Consider the following 16,278-nt stretch of genomic DNA (forward strand, 5'->3'; position numbering starts at 1 on the left):
CACCGTATCGTGCCCGTCGCTGTCAAGCACCGCCTGTTTGAAGTTCGGGTGCAGCGGTGATTCTTGCGTGGCCAAGAAGCGTGTGCCCAGTAGGGCGCCTTGCGCACCAAGCGCCAGCGCGGCGGCCAGCCCGCGTCCGTCGGCGATACCCCCGGCGGCCATCACGGGGGTCGAGCCGACCGCGTCCACGATCATGGGCAGCACGGCCATGCTCGCCATCCAGCCTACGTGCCCGCCGCCTTCTGTGCCCTGCGCCACGATCACATCCGCTCCTGCCGCCTTGGCGCGCAGCGCCTCCGGCACCGTGCCGGCCATGTACATCACCTGGCTGCCTGCTTCGTGCGCACGGCCGAAGAGCACCCGCAGATCCTGATCCGCCCGCGCCCAGGCGGCAGAGAACACGGGCGGACGTGCGTTGAGGGCCGCGTCGATGGCGGGCTCGCGAGCCACGAAGAGCAGGAAGTTGACGCCGAAGGGCCGCTTGGTCGTTTCCCGAATGGCGCTGACGTCCTTCGGAATCTGCTCGGCCGGGGTGCGCGCAATACCCAGCGTCCCCAGACCGCCGGCGTTGCTGACAGCCGCCACGAGGGGTACGGAGGTGCTGCCAGCCATGCCGCCCAGTACGATCGGGTGCCGAATCCGCAGCAGGTCACAGACAGGTGTGTGGATCACAGGTACCCTCCACGAAGTGTCATGCCTGGTTCAATTCAACCCTTTGTCACGGCGGGGGGCCCCAACCCGCCGGGGAATTCCACGCCGACCGTTCGCATCTGCGCCGAACGCTGCGCGTAACCTGCGGGCCGCGTGGCGCCGCGCCGCCTTGGAGAGGACGCGACGTGCGGCCCGGCAGGTTGACGCGCTTGTTCGGCGGGCACTCCGGGTTTAAGCACCTTGACGCTCTGGCGTCATGACGCTATCATTGACGCTATGAGTACGGCAAGGAGGGCCACCGTCTACTTGGATGCAGACTTGCATCGCGCGCTCCGTGTCAAGGCGGCGGAAACTGACAAAAGCATTTCGGACCTCGTCAACGCTGCCGTCCGGCTGAACCTTGCAGAAGACGCCGAAGATCTTGCCGCGTATCGGAGCCGGGCCAAGGAACCCAGCCTCGAGCTAGAGAAGGTACTGAGCGACCTGCGGCGTCGTGGCAAGCTGTAGGCTGCTGATCAAGCCATCGGCGGCCAAGGAGCTGGAAGGGCTCCCCACGAAAGAGCGGAAACGCGTAGTAACGAGGATGCGGGCGCTCTCCACTCAGCCGCGGCCTCCTGGCTGCGAGAAGCTCACAGGTCACGATCTGTTTCGGGTCCGACAAGGAAGGTACCGCATCCTGTACGAGGTACAGGACCAGGACCTCGTTGTTACCGTCTTCAAGATCGGCCATCGCCGCGACGTCTACCGATGATCTTGTCCGCCGAACTCGATCTATCTTGAACTCGGTTATCTGATCGCATAGTTCCGTATATCACCCGGCCCGGCCCGCTCGCGATTCCTGAAATGCCCGCCTTTTGCGGCGTTGCGGAATGCCGACCAGCCGGGCGAGCCGGGATATACCGCGAGAGCCTGCAAGATATCATCCGGCCTGGATCAGAACGACGGGGCACGTTGGTCACCAACGTCAGTCTCTTCACCTCCTTCGTCCGTTGTCGCATCCGGGTGGATGGGGTAGGTTAGGCGAAGGCGCATCTCGTGCACCGCGTGATCCTGGTTCTCGTCGCCGTCGTCCTCCTCGCCACGCCGCTGATGGCCGAGGCCCCGCCCCTGGTGGGCGTGCTCCTGTTCGGCTCGCCTGCCACCGACAATGCTGCAGCTTTTCGCAGAGGCCTGGCCGACCTCGGCTACGTCGAAGGCCGGAACGTCGTCCTCGAGTATCGCTTCGCGGAAGGCAAGGCCGAGCGGCTGCCCGAGCTCGCCCGCGAGCTGGTCCGCTCGAAGCCCAGCGTCATCCTCGCCCTCGGCGGTGACGTGGCGCCGGCGGTCAAGTCGGCGACGGCCACGATCCCGATCGTCGCGGTGGTGAGCCTCGATCCCGTTCAGGCGGGGCTGGTCGCGGACCTGGCGCGGCCGGGCGGCAACATCACCGGCGTGACGTTCGTCTCGTCCGAGCTGGCGGCCAAGCGGCTCCAGCTCCTCAAAGAGGTCGCGCCGGCGATCTCGCGGATCGCCGTCCTCTGGAATCCCGCGCACCCCGACTTCGAGTACAGGGAGACACTCGTCGCCGCGCAGCGCCTGGGCGTTCAGGTCCAATCGCTGGAAGTCGGCCATCCCGGTGGCTTCGACGCGGCGTTCGAGGCCGCCACCACCGCCCGCGCGGAAGCCGTCATCGTGGCGTCGTCGCGGCAGATGACGCTCAACCGGCAGCAGATCATCGCGCTGGCGGCCAAGCGTCGCATTCTGGTCGTCTCGGGCTGGGGGCCGTGGGCCCAGGCCGGCGCGCTGCTGAGCTACGGGCCCGATATCGACGCCATCGTCCGCCGCTCGGCGATCCACGTCGACAAGATCCTCAAAGGCGCCCGGCCCGGCGAGCTTCCCATCGAGCAGCCGACCAAGTTCGAGCTCGTGATCAATCAGAAGACGGCCCGAGCCTTCGGGCTGACGATCCCCCAGTCGCTCGTCTCCCGCGCGGACCGGGTGATCGAGTGACGATGCCTGCCGGGGTCAGACCAGGCGCGGCAGCAGCTCGCTGATCGGCCCGGCCAGCACGGCGTCGGCGAGCTGGTCCATCTCGGTGGGATCGGCGTTCACGATCACCACGCGGGCCCCGGCTTCCTTGGCTACCGGCACCACGCCGGCGATCGGCCAGACCGAGAGCTTCGTGCCCACCGCGAGCATCACGTCGCAGCCCTGCGCCGCCGCCTGAGCCCGCAGCAGGTCCGCCTGGACCAGGGGCTGGCCGAACGACACCGTGGCCGTCTTGAGGATGCCGCCGCAGGATCGGCAGGGCGGGTCCGCCTCGCCGGCGCGCACGCGGGCCAGCGCGCGCTCGGTCGGCGCCCGCTCGTCGCACGACAGGCACACCACCTCGCGCATCGTGCCGTGGATCTCGATCACCACGGCCGGCGAGGATCCCGCTCGCTGGTGCAGGCCGTCGACGTTCTGGGTGATGAGCGTGGCGAGCTTGCCACGCCGCTCCAGCGCGACCAGGGCGTGGTGGCCCGGATTCGGTGCGGCCGTCCACGCCGGCGACTCCAGGCGGTTCTGCCACGCCCGCCGGCGGACCTCCGGATCGGCGACGTAGTGCTGGAACGTCGCCATCTTCTCGGCCTCCGGGTTCTTCGTCCACAGGCCCTGCGGCCCGCGGAAGTCCGGGATCCCCGAGTCGGTGGAGATGCCCGCCCCGGTGAGCGCGACGATCCGCCGGGCGCCCTCGATCCAGCGCCGCACGGTGGTGATCAGCGCGTCGGGGCCGCCCGGCCCCCGATCCCGCGCGGGCCCCGCTTCGGGGACAATGCTGTCGGTCACGATCGGGATTGTATATGCTCGGATCGGTGGCTGCCGACCCGATCGCCGAGATCGCCAGCGAGCGCGAGCGAGCGCGCGCAGCCGCCGATCCCCTCACAGACGTCTGCATGTTGGCCACCGCGGGGCGGCAGGGCGCCCCCGGGGTGCGCCCTCTCGTGCTGCGAGACATCGGGCCCGACGGGCTCGGGCTGCTCATCAGCGCCACCAGTCCCAAGTGGGAGCCGCTCCGGAGCGGGCGCTACGAGTGCCTGCTGCTGTGGACGACCATCCGGCGGCAGTACCGGATCCGCGGGGGCCTCGCGCCCATGCCGGAGGCCCTCGTCGAGCGCTACTGGCGGGAGAAGGTCCACGAGTCACGGTTGCTGGACCTCTACTACGATCGCGTCCAGCCTCAGAGCAGCCGCGTGGCCTCCCGCGACGCCTTCCTGGCCGGGATCGAGGCCTTGCGCCGCGAGCACCCCACCCCCGACGCCGTGCCGCGCACGCCACTGCTGCACGGGGTGTACCTGGTTCCCTTCCACGTGGAGGCGTGGCACGGCTCGCCCGACCGCCTGCACGCCAGGCGTCGCTACACCCGCACGGCCACCGGCTGGCGCGAGGAAGTGCTGGTGCCGTGACGATCCGGCCCCGCAACGACGTGCCGCTGGCCCCCTACTGCACGCTGGGTGTCGGCGGGCCCGCCCGCTACTTCGTCGAGGGCCGTGACGAGGCGACGATCCAGGCGGCGCTGGCCTGGGCGCGCCGTCGGGGCCTGCCCTTGCGCGTGATCGGCGGAGGCTCCAACCTGCTCGTCGCCGACGAGGGCGTGGAGGGGCTGGTCGTCCGGATCGTCTCGCGCGGCGTGGTGGCCCGCCGGCGCGGCCCTCACGTCGTGGTGACGGCGGCCGCGGGCGAGCCCTGGGATCCGCTGGTCGGCCGCGCCGTCGAGCGCGGCTGGGCGGGGCTCGAGTGCCTCAGCGGGATCCCCGGCTCGGTCGGGGCCACCCCCATCCAGAACGTCGGCGCCTACGGCCAGGAGGTCGGCGACACGGTCATCCACGTGCGGGTGCTCGACACGCGCGACGGCCGGGTGCGCACCATGGGCCATCACGACTGTCGCTTCGCGTACCGCGACAGCATCTTCAAGAGCGGCGAGCCCGAGCGCTGGGTGGTGCTGGCGGTGCAGTACCGGCTGCGGCCGGGGGGCGCGCCGACCGTCCGCTACGCCGAGCTCGAGCGCCACCTGGCCGATCGTGGCATCACCGGCCCATCGCTGGCCGACGTGCGGGCCAGCGTCCTCGACATTCGGCGCTCCAAATCCATGGTCATCGAGGCCGGCGACGAGAACCGCCGCTCCTGCGGCTCGTTCTTCACGAACCCGATCGTGACCGCGGCCGAGGCGGCCAAGGTGCAGGCCCTCGCCGGCGACGCCGCGATGCCGCAGTGGCCGCAGGCCGACGGCCGCCTCAAGCTCGCCGCCGGCTGGCTGGTCGAGCGCGCCGGCTTCGCGCGGGGCCAGCGGGAGGGCCCGGTCGGGATCTCCACGCGGCACGCCCTGGCGATCGTGGCCCACGAGGGCGCGACGGCCCGCGACGTCGCGCATTTCGCCCGGCGGGTGCAGGCCACGGTGGCCGAGCGGTTCGGCGTGCGCCTGGTGCCCGAGCCCGTGTTCTGGGGTTTATAATTCCTCCCATGCCCGTCCGGACCCGCGACCTGCGTGTGGAGAGCATCCGCCCGCTCCTGCCGCCCGCCATCCTGCTGGAGGAGCTGGCGCCGGACGACGCCGGCTCGCAGGCGGTGTCATGCGCGCGCGCAGAGATCGCCCGCATCCTGGGCGGCGACGATGACCGGCTGGTCGTCATCGTGGGGCCCTGCTCGATCCACGATCCCGACGCCGGCCGGGACTACGCCGCCCGCTTGCGCGCCGTGGCCGAGGAGCTCGTCGACGAGCTCAGGATCGTCATGCGGGTGTACTTCGAGAAGCCCCGGACCACGGTCGGCTGGAAGGGCCTCATCAACGACCCCCACCTCGACGGCAGCTTCGCGATCAACGAGGGCCTGCGCCTGGCGCGCCGGCTGCTGCTGGACCTGGTGGGGATGGGCCTGCCCACCGGCTGCGAGTTCCTCGATCCGATCACCCCTCAGTTCATGTCCGATCTCGTGGCCTGGGGGGCCATCGGGGCCCGCACTACGGAGAGCCAGGTGCATCGCGAGCTGGCCTCCGGCATGTCGATGCCGATCGGCTTCAAGAACGGCACCGACGGCGGCGTGCAGATCGCGATCGACGCCGTCCGGTCGGCGGCCCACCCCCACCGCTTCATCGGCGTCACCGAGCAGGGCCTGGCCGGCATCGTCTCCACCCGGGGCAACCCCGACTGCCACATCATCCTGCGTGGCGGGCAGAGCGGCCCCAACTACGACACCATGAGTGTCCAGAAGACGCTCGTCGCCCTGCGCGATGCCGGCCTGCCGCCCCGGCTCATGATCGACACCAGCCACGGCAACAGCGAGAAGGACCATCGCCGGCAGCCCCTGGTCGCCCGCGACGTCGCCGCGCAGGTGGCTCAGGGCGAGCCCGGCATCATCGGTCTCATGATGGAGAGCTTCCTGGCGGATGGGCGCCAGAACCTCGTGGACCGGGCCCAGCTCGTCTACGGCCAGTCGATCACCGACGCGTGCATGGGCTGGGAGACGACCGTACCGGTGCTCCGCGAGCTGGCCGACGCCGTCCGCCAGCGGCGCGGCGCGCGCAAGGGCTAAGGCTTCAGGCTGGTCGTCAGCAGCGAGGTCAGCCGCCACAGGACGATCACGAAGCCCGCCGCCGCCGCGCCTGCCAGTGAGGCCAGGACTTTCAGGAGCCGACCTCGCCTCACCGCGCGGCGGCCGAACAGCACGCGGGTGTCGCGGACCACGCGCGTGCCCGGCGGAGGAAAGACGCCGCTGTGCACGATGCGCGAGCCCAGCCGCCAGAGGTAGGCGGCCAGCAACAGTATCGGGACGACGACGCCCAGCGCCAGGCCCCAGCTGGAGATGACCAGACGATCGTCCATCTGCTCGGGATCCTCGGTGATCCACCGCAGCAGGGCGGGAAGCTGCGACTCGACGAGGAACATCAACGCCAGGCCGGCCAGCGTGGCCAGTCCAAGCATGACGATCGCGACCCGCCGGGCCCGGGGATCGGCTTTCTGGATCTCGTGCTGGGCGATCAGGCGCTTGCTCACCACTTCCGATCATAGGCCGCGCGGCGCCGCGTTCAGAAGTTCTGCTTGGACCGCCTTGATCCGCACGAACCCGGTTCCACGGTGACCTTGCGCAAGTGGTGGCGACTGCGATGGCCCGCGCGCTTCAGCCCCTAGTCAGCTTGCTCCGCGGACCCAGGCGGTGACGGGGACTCCCCGAGAGCGCGTGGATGCAGGACGTCGATCGCCCAGCCCACGTCCAGCCGCTCGCCGAGCCAGCCGGGGCACGACGTCCGCGGATGGATGTTGAGGCCCTGCGCGGCGTGGCCTGAGCGAAGGGCGTGCGCCGGATCGGTTGGCACCGCGGCCGGCGATGGAATCTCGGGGAGAAGCCGGCCGTCCGGCCACCGGAACCGAAGCGTACCGTCGGGCTGTCGATGGACCTGGAAGCCCTCCTCGTGGACCGCCCGGTGGTGCCGGCGACAGAGGAGTGTGAGGTTCGAGAGCGTGGTGGGGCCGCCTTGAGCCCAAGGACGGATGTGATGGCCCTGCCCGAAGCGGACGCCGCAGCCCGGGAAGCGGCAACCGCGGTCCCGATGCAGGAGCGCCCTGCGTAACGCCGGCGGGATCGTGCGCGTTCGGGCGCCGACTTCCAGCAGGCGGCCGGCCTGGTCGTGGCGCATGATCACCCGGGTGGCGTCGCAGGCCAGGCGCTGAGACGTTCCAGCTGGAACGCGTGTGCCCTCCTCGAGGACGGACTGGCCAGGGGCATCGGCATTCGCCAGGACATCGGCATCGACGTGGACCACGACCTGGTAGCGCTCGCCCGAGGCTCCGGGATCGAGGCCGTGGTGCAACGCCGTCTCGGCCAGCAGGGTCAGGGCATCGGCCCGCTGCTGGGCCAGGGTTGAGTTGTCGGGGTGCGGTGCACCCCTGGCGCCTGCATGACCAGCGCGCCGACCTCAGGCTCCAACCGCCCCCGCAGGACGACCATGCCCTCGTCATCCCGATACACGTGCAGGGCCCGGCTCTTGTGCCGCTGTGCGGCTTCCTGCGCTTCGGCCTGCCGGTCGACTTTGCGCCAGCCCCGCACGATGCGCTCGACGTGCCGGTGGTGCCGGCGCGTCCGACCGCCAGCAGCCGCTCTTCGGTCTCCGGGGTGGCCACCCGGGTCAGGGCCCGGACCTTCGAGTACGACAGTTCTCCACGGGCGAGAGCCTGGGCCAGCAACGGTAAGCTTCCCAGTGGGCGCAGGACTTGAACCCGTTGCCCCAGCCGCCGCGCGCGTCGAACTCGCGAATCAGATCCAGGAGGCGAGCCGTGGCGGCGGCCAGGTGGGCCGCCAGCTCAGCGATCTCGTCGCCCAGCCGGTCGAGCTCTGCCGTGCGATCGTCAGTTGCAACACAAATCGGCGAGTGAAACTCCATGTTGCCTCCTTCGTTGAGGCAACTCTACTCCTCGATTTCGACGCCACCGGGAAGGCGCGATGTGCAGCGATCTCGCAGAAATCAAGTCCCTTTCCAGGACACGAACCTCCCGGCGGCTCCCTACGGGTGCTAGCGGGCCGCTAGGCCGCTATTTCGGAGTCACTCGCGACACGCGGTCAGCCCGAGAACAAAACCTGTCAAGAGCTAAGTTCAGATACGCCCGGTCCTCGAACGACGATCCCGTCCGTCGCAAGGCCGAGCCCGTCGCGATAGAAACAGAGCGCTCGCGCCAAATCGTCGACGCCGATGGTGATGACGGTGACCCTGGGCTTCATGCGGTCGATTGCGCCAGCCTCAGCTCGGTCAGGATGAAGGCGTAGTCGAAGGCGATCTCGCGCAGGAAGTCGTAGCGGCCGGACGGCCCGCCGTGGCCGGCGCCCAGGTGGATCTTGAAGAGCACGGGGCGGTCGCCGTTGGCGGTGGCGCGCAGGCGGGCCACGTACTTGGCCGGCTCCCAGTACATCACCTGGCTGTCGTTCAGCGAGGTCCTGATGAGGACGGCGGGGTAGCGCTGAGGGCGGATGTTCGTGTAGGGGCAGTAGCCCTTCATGCACTCGTACAGCTCGCGGATCTTGGGATTGCCCCACTCCTCGAACTCGCCCACGGTGAGCGGCAGCGACTCGTCCAGCATGGTGTTGATGACGTCCACGAACGGCACCCGCATGATCGCGGTCCGGAACAGCTCGGGACGCATGTTGAGCACGGCGCCGATGAGCAGGCCGCCCGCACTGCCGCCCTCGATCACGAGCCGGTCGGGCGCCGTGTAGCCCCTGGCGATCAGAAACTCGGCGGCGGCGATGAAGTCGGTGAACGTGTTGGGCTTGCGCAGCATGCGACCGCTCTCGTGCCAGGCCTTGCCCAGCTCGCCGCCACCCCGCACGTGGGCCACGGCGTAGACGATGCCGCGGTCGAGCAGGCTCAGCCGCGCCGAGTTGAACGTCACCGGGAACGGGATGCCATAGGCGCCGTAGCCGGCCAGGAGCATCGGGCGCGGGGTCTCGGGCGGCGGCAGGCGATACACGAGCGAGATGGGCACGCGTGTGCCATCGGAAGCGGTGGCGTGCAAGCGCTCCGACCGGTACTGCGTCGGGTCGTACCCGCCCAGGACTTCGGTCCGCTTGCGCAGGACGAGCTGGCGCGTGGCCACGTCGTAGTCGTAGACGGAGGCCGGGGTGATGAAGGACTGGTAGCGGAAGCGGTAGAAGCCCGCGTCGAATTCCAGATTCGGCTGGGGATCGATCTCGTAAGCCGGTTCCGGAAACTGGATGTGGTGCGCCGCGCCGGGGACCCGATCCGTCACCCGCAGGCGCGTCAGGCCGTCCTCGCGCTCGTGGACCACGTAATACCTTGCGAAGACATCGACGTCGTCCAGCATGACGTCGTCGCGGTGCGGCAGCACCTCCACCCAGCGCTCGGGGCGCGGATCGTCGACCGGCGCGGTGACGAGGCGGAAGTTGCGGCGCCCGCCGCCGTTGGTCCGGATGTAGAAGCGATCGCCGCCGTGGTCGACGTAGTACTCGTGGTCCTTCTCGCGCGCCAGCAGCAGGCGCCAGGCGCCCTGCCACGCGTCGGCCGGGAGGCACCGGACCTCGGTCGTCGTGAAGCTGCCGGAGAGGGCGAAGAGGAAGGCCCGGCTGCGCGAGCGCCAGACGTGCAGCCGGAACAGCGGATCCGCCTCCTCGTAGACCAGGATGTCGTCCGCGGCCGGAGCGCCCAGCCGGTGGCGCCACAGGCGGTAGGCGCGCTTGGCCGCGTCCTCGCTCACGTAGAACAGCACCGCGGGATCGGCCGACCACGCGACCGAGGCGACCTTCTCGACCCGATCGGCTTCCAGCAGCCCGGTCTCGAGGTTCTTCAGGTAGAGCGTGTAGTCGCGGAAGCCGGTGTAGTCGATGGTGTAAGCGAGCCGGCGGCCGTCATCACTGATGGCGTAGACGCCCAGCGCGCAGAAGGCGTGGCCCTCGGCGAGCGCGTTCAGGTCGAGGGTGACTTCTTCCGGGGCGTCCTCGCCCCGCTTGCGGCAATAGATGGGGTACTGCTTCCCCGTCTCCGTACGCGAGTAGTAGAGCCACTCGCCGAACCGGTAGGGGACGCTCGCGTCGTCTTCCTTGATTCGCGCCAGCATTTCCCGGTAGAGGGCCTCCTGGAGCGGCTCCGTCGGCTTCATCACCCGCTCGGTGTGAGCGTTCTCGGCTTCCAGGTAGGCCACCACCTCGGGGTCGGTCTTCTCGCGCAGCCAGAAGTAGTCGTCCTCGAGTTGCTCGCCGTGGACGGGCGTCACGTGGGGCATCCGGCGAGCCTGCGGCGGCTGCACGTCGGCCATGGCGCCCTCAGGCGTCAAGCTTGGCAGCCAGATCGAGAAAGTCTTCGGCCACGACGTCCCACACGCCCTCGGGACGCAGATTCGTCGTCTGGCCCGGCCCGTATTCGGTGCGGCGGTGGACGAAGGCGGTCCGAAAACCCTGCTTGCTGGCCGCGGCGAGGTCGTTGTTGTGGGCGGCCACCATCAGGCACTGCGCGGGTTCGAGCCCGAGCAGCTCGGCGGTGACCAGGTAGGCTTCGGGCTGAGGCTTGTAGTGCCTGGCCACCTCGGCGCCCAGCACCGCGTCCCACGGCAGGCCGGCGTGGCGGGCCATGTTCACGATGAGGGCGACGTTGCCGTTGGACAGCGTGGCCAGGATGAACCGGCGCTTGAGCCTGGAGAGGCCGGGCACCGCATCGGGCCAGGGATCGAGACGGTGCCAGGCCCGGTTGAACGTCTCGATCTCCTCGTCGCTGAGGCCGGCGATGCCGAAATCGTCCAGCAGCCGCCCGAGGCTCTCGCGATGCAGGTCGTCCAGCTTCGTCCACGGCTGGGCGCCGCTGCGCACCCGCTCGAGCTGCGGCTGGTAGAGGCCGCGCCAGGAGTCGGCGAGCTTCGCCCAGTCGACGTGGTCCAGCCCCCTGGCCCGGCCGAGCGCCTGCCCTTCGCGGATGAGGCTGCCCCGCCAGTCGACGACCGTGCCGAATACGTCGAACGTGAGCGCCTCGATGGCGGCGGGATCGAACGCGCTCACCAGCGCTCCCAGTGGACCAGCTCGGTCAGGGGCAGGCGGCGGCGAGCCACGCTCGCCGGCGGCGCCGCGCGCGCCGGATCGACGTAGCCGAAGCCGATCACCCGGTTCACCGCGATCGTCGGCGGGATGTCCAGCAGCTTGGCCAGCTCGGCCTCCGGCACGTGGGCGGGACACGAGCCGATCCCCTCCCCCCAGGCCGCCACCATCATGTTCTGGGCGCAGCGGCCGGCGTCGTACTCGTGCCGCCCGGTCTGCACGAGGACGATGGCCACGGCGGCGTCGGCCAGCCAGCGGGCGAAGCGGCTGAGCCCGGCGATGGCGGCCAGGCGCCCGCGGTCCCGGACGACCACGAAGCGATTGGGCTCGCTGTTCTTCGAGCTGCCCGTCATGCGACCGGCCTGGAGGATGCGCTGCAGCGCCGCCTCCGGCACCGGCCTGGGCAGGAACGCCCGCTGATCGCGCTTGCCGACGACGGCCCGGTAGGCCTCCACGGCGGGCATTCTACCCCGCGCGTCGAGGGGCCGCCGCCGGGCTCACTCCTGGCGGAGCACCGCCAGGGGGGCCCGGCCGAGCAGGCGCAGCGTGGCCAGCCCGCCCACGGCGAGGGCGATGGCGGTGGCGGCCAGGGCGCCCAGCACCAGCGGCAGCGGCTCCAGCGTCCACGGCGCGTCCATGACGAACCGGTGCACCGCCCACACGAGCCCGGCGGCCAGCAGCACGCCCCCCAGACCGGCGACGGCGCCCAGGCAGGCGTACTCGACGGCGAAGGCCCGGGCGACGGCGGCGCGCGTGGCCCCGAGCGTCTTGAGAATGACCGTCTCGTACAGCCGCTGGTGGCGGGTCGCCGCCAGCGTGGAGGCCATCACGGTGAGCCCGGCGGTGATGCTGAACAGCGCCATGAGCCGCACGGCGAACCCGATCTGGTCGAGCAGGGTCGCCACCCGCTCCAGCACGGCCCGCACGGGAACCGCCGTGACGTTCGGAAACCCCGCCACCACCCTGTCTTGAAGTCCGGCTTCGGCCTCGGCGGGGACTCGGGCCGTGGCCACGTACGTCACCGGCGCGCCGTCGAGCGCACCGGGCGAGAGGATCGCGAAGAAGTTGGCGCTCAGGCTCTGCCAGTCCACCCGCCGCAGGCTCATCACCTCGACGTCGACCGTGACGCCCTGGACGTCGAAGGCGAGCGTGTCGCCGACTCCGACGCCGAGGTGCCGGGCCGCTTCGTCCTCCAGCGACACGCGCGGCCGCTGCCCCGCTTCGGCCGCGGTCCACCAGCGCCCGCTGACGATCTCGGTCCCCTCCGGCGGCTCGGATGCAAAGGTCAGCACGTACTCGCGGGTGAAATACCAGGTCTTGTCGGGCGCCGCCGACCGCCTGGCCTCGATCAGGTCGCGGGTGACCGGCGCGCCGTCGATCGCGGCCAGCCGCCCCCGCACGACCGGGTAGAGGGTCGGGGCGACGCCGCCGCTGGCGCTCGTGACGAGCTGCGCGAACGACGCGCGCTGATCGGCCTGCACGTCGACGAAGAAGAACGACGGGGCCTCCTGCTTGCGCTCGAAGGCGATCTGGCGGCCCAGGCTCGCCTCGAAGAGCGCGATGGCCACGAGGAGCATGACGCCCGTGCCCAGCGCCACCACGACCCGCACAGTGTGCCCGCCCGGCCGGCGGAGCCCGGCGAGCCCCTGCCGCCAGGCGAGCCCACCGCCGGGCGGAAGCGAGCGCGCGAGGAGCACGAGGCCGCGCGAGAGCGCCGCCAGCACCGCGAGCGCGACCAGCGCGACGACGACGAAGATGGCGCCGAGCTTCAGCGAGCCCGCCTGCCAGAACGCCAGCGCGGCGAGCCCGGCCACGATCGGCAGCGTCGCCGCCCACGGCCGCGGGGCGCGCCAGGTGGCCGCCTCCACGTCCCGGCGCAGGATGAGCGAGGGCGGCACGGCGCGCACGGCGAGCAGCGGCCAGGCGGCGCACAGGAGCGCCGTCAGGGTCCCCATCAGCAGCCCCCGCACCAGCGTCCAGACGTCCCACGCCGGCTCCAGGGCCACGGGCGCGAAGGGCTGGACCGCCCGCACGAGCGCTGGCTGGATCGCCAGCCCCAGCGCCGCGCCGGCCAGGCTCGCCAGCACCGCCAGGGCCTGGATCTGGATCAGGTAGGCGCCGAGCAGCGCGCGCGATTGGGCGCCGAGGCACTTGAGGATGGCGATTGCCACGAGCTGGCGCCTGACGAGCATGGCCACCGACGAGGCGACGCCGACGCCGCCCACGAACAGGCTGGCCAGGCCGACCAGCCCCAGATAGGTCGCGAGCTGCGAGAAGAAGCGGCGCAGGCCGGGCCGGGCCTCGTCGAACGCCGTCACCCGCACCGAGGGGTCGGCGATGGCGCGCTCCAGGGCTTCGTGGGCCGGGCGCACGGGGGCGCCTTCGGCAAGCCGCACGAGCGTCCGGTAGCGGACCCGGCTGCCGTAGCGCTCGAGCTCCGTGGACGCGAGCGCACCGGTGTCGATCATCACGCGCGGGCCGATCGAGATGACGCGCACGGCCCGGTCGGGCTCCCGCGTGATCACTCCCGCGATGGCGAAGCGCGCCGCGCCGACCTCGACCTGGTCGCCCACGGCCAGGCCCAGCCGATCCAGGAGCGCCTGCTCGACGAGGGCGGTGTCTCTGGCCACTGGATGGCCGGGACGGGCCGGCGTGACCTCGAGACGCCCGTAGAGCGGGTACGCGGGCTCCACCGACTTCAGCTCCACGAGCAGCGTGGCGCCGGTAGCGGAGTTGCGGGCCATGGCCGCCATCTCGCGCACGGCGGTGACCCGGGCGCCGTCCCGACCCAGGCGAGCGACCGCGTCCTGAGCGTGAGCGTCGAGCGGTCGGGCCGAGCGCAGCTCGAGATCGCCGCCGGTGAGCGCCTTGGCCTCCCTTGCGACCGCGCCGTCGAGGCTGACCGCGAGGGTGCCGACCGAGACCAGGGCGGCCACGCCCAGGGCGACGCAGGCGAAGAACGTGAGGAAATGGCGCCAGGCGCCCCGCGTTTGACGCCAGGCCATCCTGAGCCCGAAGCCCGGCGTCACGGCTGTCCGTTCACGATCCGGCCATCGCGCAGCCTGACGACGCGCCCGGCGTGCCGGGCCAGGGCCGGGTCGTGAGTGACGAACACCAGCGTCGACCCGCGCTCGCGGTTCAGGGCCAGCAGCAGCTCGATGATCTGGGCGCCCGTGGCCGAGTCCAGGTTGCCGGTCGGCTCGTCGGCCAGGAGCAGCTTCGGGCCGAGCGCCACCGCCCGGGCCAGCGCCACGCGCTGCTGCTCGCCGCCGGAGAGCTGCACCGGGTAGTGATGCGCGCGATCGCTGAGCCCCACCTCCGCCAGGAGCGCGCGGACCCGGACCGCCACGTCCGGCGCGCCGGCGATCTCCAGCGGCACGGCCACGTTCTCGGCGGCGGTGAGCGTGGGAATCAGGTGGAAGGACTGGAACACGTAGCCCAGCGTCTCGCGCCGGAAGCGCGCGAGCGCGTCCTGGTCGAGCTTTGCGAGGTTGACGCCGGCGACCACGATGGTGCCGGACGTCGGGCGGTCCAGCCCGGCGAGGAGCCCCACGAGCGTGGACTTGCCGCTGCCCGAGGGCCCGGTGATCGCGCACACCTCGCCCGCTTTCACGTCGAGGGCGATCCCGTCGAGGATGGTGAGCCAGCGGCCGCCGCTGGGCAATCGCATGACGAGGTCGCGAACCTGAATCATCGAGTCTTCCATAATACACTTCGAGTGTGAGGCGTCTCGGCGTCACCGCCCTCCTGCTGGCCGTCCACGGCGTCGCCTGGCCCGCGTCCGCCGACGGGGCCGACGGGATCACCGTCCTCGGCGACAGTCTCACCGCCGGTCTCGGCGTCGCCGCCGCCGAGGCCTTCCCCGCCCGTCTGCAGGCGCGCCTGAAGCGAGAGGGCTACGACTACCGCGTGGTGAACGCCGGCGTGAGCGGCGACACCACGGCGGGAGGGCTCCGGCGCGTGGACTGGGTACTCCGGACCCAACCCGACATCGTCGTCGTCGCGCTGGGCGCCAACGACGGGCTGCGCGGCCAGCCACCCGCCGCGATGCGCGACAACCTCGAGGCCATCGTCAAGCGGCTTCAGGCGGCCGGCGTCAAGGTTTTGCTCGCCGGCATGCGCATGCCGCCCAACTACGGCGCGGAGTACACACGGCAATTCGCCGCCGTGTTTCCCGAGGTCGCCCGGCGCACCGGCGTGCCCCTGATGCCGTTCTTGCTCGACGGCGTGGCGGCCCAGGCCCCGCTGCTCCAGCCAGACGGGATCCACCCGAGCGCGGCCGGACACGAGGTCATTGCCGACCGCCTGTGGCCCCATCTGCGCCCCCTGCTGCGCCGGCCGGGCTGATGCTACGATCCAGGACATGACCATCACCGACACCGCGCGCACGCTGCAGTTCGTCCAGCGGGCGTGGGACGAGCACGTCGTCCCCGCCCTCGCCGAGTACGTGAGAATCCCGGCCAAGTCACCGGCCTTCGATCCCCAGTGGCGCGAGCACGGCCACATCGAGCGCGCCGTGGCCCACATCCAGGCCTGGGCCCGCTCGCGCCCGATCGAGGGGTTGCAGATCGAGGTCGCCCGGCTGGAGGGCCGCACGCCCGTGCTCCTCATGGAGGTGCCGGGCGACGGCAAGGACACCGTCCTGCTCTACGGTCACTGCGACAAGCAGCCCGAGATGACCGGCTGGGCCGACGGCCTGGGGCCGTGGACGCCGGTGCGCCGCGGTGACCGGCTCTACGGCCGGGGCGCGGGTGACGACGGCTACGCGGCCTTCGCGGCGCTGACCGCCATCGAGGCGCTTCAAACCCAGGGGCGGCCCCACCGGCGCTGCGTCGTGCTCATCGAGGCCTGCGAGGAGAGCGGCAGCTACGACCTGCCGTACTACGTCGAGGCACTGGCCCAGCGCATCGGCACGCCCGGCCTGGTGATCTGCCTGGATGCCGGGTGCGGCGACTACGAGCGCTTCTGGGCGACCAGCTCGCTGCGCGGCCTCATCAACGGCACGCTGACAGTGGAGGTGCTCGGCGAGGGCGTGCACTCCGGCGCCGCCGGCGGCATCGTCCCCTCGAGCTTCCGCATCGC

At 71.1% G+C, this 16,278-nt stretch carries 18 protein-coding genes and 2 pseudogenes; 8 read left to right on the forward strand and 12 right to left on the reverse strand.

Annotation, left to right across the window (positions count from 1 at the left end):
• The coding region (locus tag VFR64_17350) for a nitronate monooxygenase (GenBank protein HET9491508.1) at nucleotides 1-672 on the reverse strand (672 nt) is incomplete at its 3' end.
• A gap of 255 nt (nucleotides 673-927) precedes the next feature.
• On the opposite strand from VFR64_17350, the gene VFR64_17355 reads away from it, so the two are divergent.
• The 3 genes from VFR64_17355 (at nucleotide 928) to VFR64_17365 (ending at nucleotide 2,640) form a co-directional block, all read left to right on the forward strand.
• On the forward strand, nucleotides 928-1,158 hold the full coding sequence (locus VFR64_17355) for a CopG family transcriptional regulator (GenBank protein HET9491509.1): 231 nt from the start codon (nucleotides 928-930) through the stop codon (nucleotides 1,156-1,158).
• Nucleotides 1,145-1,402, forward strand: a complete 258-nt coding sequence (locus VFR64_17360) for a type II toxin-antitoxin system RelE/ParE family toxin (protein HET9491510.1) — start codon at nucleotides 1,145-1,147, stop codon at nucleotides 1,400-1,402. The genes VFR64_17355 and VFR64_17360 overlap by 14 nt, the downstream gene beginning before the upstream one ends.
• Before the next feature lie 284 nt (nucleotides 1,403-1,686).
• Nucleotides 1,687-2,640 (forward strand): ABC transporter substrate-binding protein, encoded by a 954-nt coding sequence (locus tag VFR64_17365; protein ID HET9491511.1) that lies wholly within the window; start codon nucleotides 1,687-1,689, stop codon nucleotides 2,638-2,640.
• Nucleotides 2,641-2,655: 15 nt separating this feature from the next.
• Here the strand turns inward: VFR64_17365 and VFR64_17370 are convergent, their stop codons facing one another.
• Nucleotides 2,656-3,393 carry an NAD-dependent deacylase gene (locus VFR64_17370; protein ID HET9491512.1) on the reverse strand — a complete coding sequence of 246 codons (738 nt, stop codon included), beginning with the start codon at nucleotides 3,391-3,393 and terminating at the stop codon, nucleotides 2,656-2,658.
• Nucleotides 3,394-3,485: 92 nt separating this feature from the next.
• On the opposite strand from VFR64_17370, the gene VFR64_17375 reads away from it, so the two are divergent.
• The 3 genes from VFR64_17375 to VFR64_17385 are packed head-to-tail and all read left to right on the forward strand — an operon-like array spanning nucleotide 3,486 to nucleotide 6,198.
• Nucleotides 3,486-4,076, forward strand: coding sequence for a pyridoxine 5'-phosphate oxidase C-terminal domain-containing protein (locus VFR64_17375; GenBank protein ID HET9491513.1), 591 nt, complete (start codon nucleotides 3,486-3,488; stop codon nucleotides 4,074-4,076).
• On the forward strand, nucleotides 4,073-5,122 hold the full coding sequence (locus VFR64_17380; GenBank protein ID HET9491514.1) for a UDP-N-acetylmuramate dehydrogenase: 1,050 nt from the start codon (nucleotides 4,073-4,075) through the stop codon (nucleotides 5,120-5,122). The genes VFR64_17375 and VFR64_17380 overlap by 4 nt, the downstream gene beginning before the upstream one ends.
• Nucleotides 5,123-5,130: 8 nt before the next feature.
• On the forward strand, nucleotides 5,131-6,198 hold the full coding sequence (locus VFR64_17385) for a 3-deoxy-7-phosphoheptulonate synthase (protein HET9491515.1): 1,068 nt from the start codon (nucleotides 5,131-5,133) through the stop codon (nucleotides 6,196-6,198).
• On the opposite strand, the gene VFR64_17390 is transcribed toward VFR64_17385, so the two are convergent.
• The 10 genes and pseudogenes from VFR64_17390 to VFR64_17435 all read right to left on the reverse strand — a co-directional run bounded on the left by VFR64_17390 (nucleotide 6,195) and on the right by VFR64_17435 (nucleotide 14,890).
• Nucleotides 6,195-6,659: a hypothetical protein gene (locus VFR64_17390; protein ID HET9491516.1), complete on the reverse strand. Its 465-nt coding sequence runs from the start codon at nucleotides 6,657-6,659 to the stop codon at nucleotides 6,195-6,197. The two genes, VFR64_17385 and VFR64_17390, sit on opposite strands and share 4 nt — an antisense overlap.
• Nucleotides 6,660-6,790: 131 nt before the next feature.
• Entirely contained in the window at nucleotides 6,791-7,246 is a 456-nt protein-coding gene (locus VFR64_17395; protein ID HET9491517.1) for an HNH endonuclease signature motif containing protein, read from the reverse strand.
• A pseudogene (locus VFR64_17400) lies at nucleotides 7,220-7,528 on the reverse strand (DUF222 domain-containing protein). The gene VFR64_17395 and the pseudogene VFR64_17400 overlap by 27 nt, the downstream one beginning before the upstream one ends.
• A 261-nt stretch (nucleotides 7,529-7,789) precedes the next feature.
• Entirely contained in the window at nucleotides 7,790-8,044 is a 255-nt protein-coding gene (locus VFR64_17405) for a hypothetical protein (protein ID HET9491518.1), read from the reverse strand.
• A 233-nt stretch (nucleotides 8,045-8,277) separates the two neighbouring features.
• Nucleotides 8,278-8,379: pseudogene (locus tag VFR64_17410) on the reverse strand (VOC family protein).
• Complete coding sequence (locus VFR64_17415; protein ID HET9491519.1) at nucleotides 8,376-10,427, reverse strand: S9 family peptidase; 2,052 nt, start codon at nucleotides 10,425-10,427, stop codon at nucleotides 8,376-8,378. The pseudogene VFR64_17410 and the gene VFR64_17415 overlap by 4 nt, the downstream one beginning before the upstream one ends.
• 7 nt (nucleotides 10,428-10,434) lie before the next feature.
• Nucleotides 10,435-11,160, reverse strand: coding sequence for a haloacid dehalogenase type II (locus VFR64_17420; GenBank protein ID HET9491520.1), 726 nt, complete (start codon nucleotides 11,158-11,160; stop codon nucleotides 10,435-10,437).
• Entirely contained in the window at nucleotides 11,157-11,651 is a 495-nt protein-coding gene (locus tag VFR64_17425) for a nitroreductase family protein (GenBank protein HET9491521.1), read from the reverse strand. Before VFR64_17425 ends, VFR64_17420 begins: the two co-directional genes overlap by 4 nt.
• Nucleotides 11,652-11,693: 42 nt before the next feature.
• Nucleotides 11,694-14,225 carry an FtsX-like permease family protein gene (locus VFR64_17430; GenBank protein HET9491522.1) on the reverse strand — a complete coding sequence of 844 codons (2,532 nt, stop codon included), beginning with the start codon at nucleotides 14,223-14,225 and terminating at the stop codon, nucleotides 11,694-11,696.
• Nucleotides 14,222-14,890 (reverse strand): ABC transporter ATP-binding protein, encoded by a 669-nt coding sequence (locus VFR64_17435; protein HET9491523.1) that lies wholly within the window; start codon nucleotides 14,888-14,890, stop codon nucleotides 14,222-14,224. Before VFR64_17435 ends, VFR64_17430 begins: the two co-directional genes overlap by 4 nt.
• A 26-nt stretch (nucleotides 14,891-14,916) precedes the next feature.
• On the opposite strand from VFR64_17435, the gene VFR64_17440 reads away from it, so the two are divergent.
• Nucleotides 14,917-15,543 (forward strand): arylesterase, encoded by a 627-nt coding sequence (locus tag VFR64_17440; protein HET9491524.1) that lies wholly within the window; start codon nucleotides 14,917-14,919, stop codon nucleotides 15,541-15,543.
• 16 nt (nucleotides 15,544-15,559) lie between these two features.
• Nucleotides 15,560-16,278 (forward strand): M20/M25/M40 family metallo-hydrolase (locus tag VFR64_17445; protein HET9491525.1); only part of this gene is annotated, 719 nt, incomplete at its 3' end.

This window comes from Candidatus Methylomirabilota bacterium (assembly GCA_035709005.1).
Taxonomy (GTDB): domain Bacteria; phylum Methylomirabilota; class Methylomirabilia; order Rokubacteriales; family CSP1-6; genus 40CM-4-69-5.